Genomic DNA, 2,235 nt, shown 5'->3' on the forward strand with positions numbered 1-2,235 from the left:
GTGTTCGAGCGGCAGCGCCGCAGCGACGCGCGCCGCCATCTCGGGGTCGGTGACGCCCGCCAGCGCCAGCCACGCGGGGCAGGGGCGCAGGTCGGCCACCGCAAGGCCCGCGCGGCTCGCGACCTCGGTGAGGCCAGCGAGGATCGTCGCCACCGCGCCATCGAAATCCGTGGTCACGTTGGCGGGGCCAAGGCGCGCTTCGTGTCGCTGGCCGTCGCGCTCGAGCGCGACGCGGCAGGAGGTGCCGCCCGCATCGACGCCGAGGATCATCGCGACAGCTCCCGCATGCCGCGGTCGATGCCTTCAAGGGTCATCGGAACCATCCTGTTCTCGAAAATCTGCTGAATCATGCCGATGCTCTGGGTGTATTGCCAGTGCCGCTCGGGCACCGGGTTGATCCAAAGGTGGTCGGGCCACTGGACCCGCGCCCGTTCCAGCCACGCCTGTCCGCTTTCGGCGTTCCAGTGCTCGTTGGCGCCGCCGGGGTAGGCGATCTCGTAGGGCGACATCGAGGCGTAGAAAACGAAGATGCATTTGTAATCCGAGCCGTAGGTAGGGAGCACATCCCACGTCGGGGTCTGCTTGTCCCAGCGGCGGCGGTTGTCGCGCCACACGCCCTCGTAGAGGCAGTTGTGAAAGTAGTAATGCTCGAGATGCTTGAACTCGGAGCGCGCCGCCGAGAACAGTTCCTCGACCACGCGGATGTGCATGTCCATCGAGCCGCCCACGTCGAAGAACAGCAGCAGCTTCACCGCGTTGCGCCGCTCGGGGCGGGTCTTGACGTCGAGATAGCCGTGCTCGGCGGTGGCGCGGATGGTGCCGTCGAGGTCGAGCTCTTCGTGGGCGCCGTCGCGGGCCCACTTGCGCAGCCGCTTGAGCGCCACCTTGATGTTGCGGGTGCCGAGCTCGATGTTGTCGTCGAGGTTGCGGAATTCGCGCTTGTCCCAGACCTTGACCGCGCGGCGGTGGCGGCTTTCCTTCTGGCCGATGCGCACCCCCTCGGGGTTGTAGCCATAGGCCCCGAAGGGCGAGGTCCCGGCGGTGCCGATCCACTTGTTGCCGCCCTGGTGCCGGCCCTGCTGCTCGCGCAGCCGCTCCTGCAGGGTCTCCATCAGCTTGTCGAAGCCGCCCATGGCCTCGATCTCGCGCTTCTCCTCGTCGGTGAGGTGCTTCTCGGCCATCCGGGTGAGCCAGTCCGACGGCAGCTCCACGGCCTCGAGCACCTGCTCGAAGGAGATCTGCTCGAGCCCGCGGAAGGCGGTGGCGAAGGCGCGGTCGAAACGGTCGAGGTGGCGCTCGTCCTTCACCATGGCGCTGCGGGCGAGATAGTAGAAGCCCTCCACGTCATAGGTGGCGAGCCCCGCGCGCATGGCCTCGAGGAAGGTCAGGTATTCGCGCAGGCTGACGGGCACCTGGGCCTGTCGCAGGGTCTCGAAGAAGGGAACGAACATGCACGGTCCTCCGGCCGGTCGCGCCCACCTTACGCGACGCAGCGATGGCTGCAACCGCAGCATCCCTCATCCGCGGGCAAAAACACCGTGTGCCCGGCGTGCTCGCGGGCAGGGGCAGGGGTGGCGTGAATTGCGCCGCTGTGCAAGCCAGAGCCGGTCCCAAGCGACGTAGACCGCAAGCACCAGAACGCCCCCCCAGAAGCGACGGGCTCAGCGGCAGATCGAAGCAGACGCAGAGGACAGGGCCGGTGATCGTTCCGAGCAGCACCGCGAGCCAGAGCCCCGGCGTGTTCCGGATCGCGCCCCGCAGCAGCATGGCGAAGACCCCTGCGGTTCGGGGGACTCGGGGTTCTCGGGCCGGTTCACCTGCGGCATGGGACGCGTCGCACGTCATGGCTTGGGTGCTTGGGTGAGGGCAGGCTCGCACGGATGCGGCGCGGGCGGGAGAGCCCCGGGGGTGGCGGAGCGGAGCGGTCAGAAGATGCCGATGGACTGCGCGAGCCGCTTCCAGTCGCGCATGCGCTCGTCGATGTCGGCGCTGCGGCCGTTGGCGGCCATGTGCACCAGAAGGCTCGTCGCGGCGTTCAGCCCGAGGATCGACTCGAGGAAGAGTCCGGTCTTCGAGGGGGCGTTGATCACCGCGTCGGTCACCTCCTGCGCCCAGTGGCAGTATTCATCCGTCACCACGACCACCGAGCGGCCCTGGTCCCGCGCCAGCCGCGCGATGGTCTCGCATTCCGCGGCATAGGGGATGACGTCGATGATCAGCAGGCAACTGCTGCCC

The 2,235-nt window shown here is 68.2% G+C and carries 1 protein-coding gene and 2 pseudogenes; all 3 read right to left on the bottom strand.

The genetic code is table 11. The annotated features are described in order from the left end of the window. Positions 1-270: pseudogene (locus HC022_RS24580) on the bottom strand (ATPase); the annotation flags it as partial. Beyond that, complete coding sequence (locus HC022_RS24585) at positions 267-1,451, bottom strand: VWA domain-containing protein (RefSeq protein ID WP_167454143.1); 1,185 nt, start codon at positions 1,449-1,451, stop codon at positions 267-269. The pseudogene HC022_RS24580 and the gene HC022_RS24585, both read right to left, overlap by 4 nt. A 474-nt stretch (positions 1,452-1,925) precedes the next feature. Continuing rightward, a pseudogene (locus tag HC022_RS24590) lies at positions 1,926-2,235 on the bottom strand (MurR/RpiR family transcriptional regulator); the annotation flags it as partial.

The sequence above is a fragment of the Salipiger sp. HF18 genome (assembly GCF_011806505.1).
GTDB lineage: Bacteria > Pseudomonadota > Alphaproteobacteria > Rhodobacterales > Rhodobacteraceae > Salipiger > Salipiger thiooxidans.

Excerpts from the sequence above, each read along its gene's own strand:
- HC022_RS24585 (WP_167454143.1), bottom strand. The coding sequence starts at position 1,451 with ATGTTCGTTCCCTTCTTCGAGACCCTGCGACAGGCCCAGGTGCCCGTC.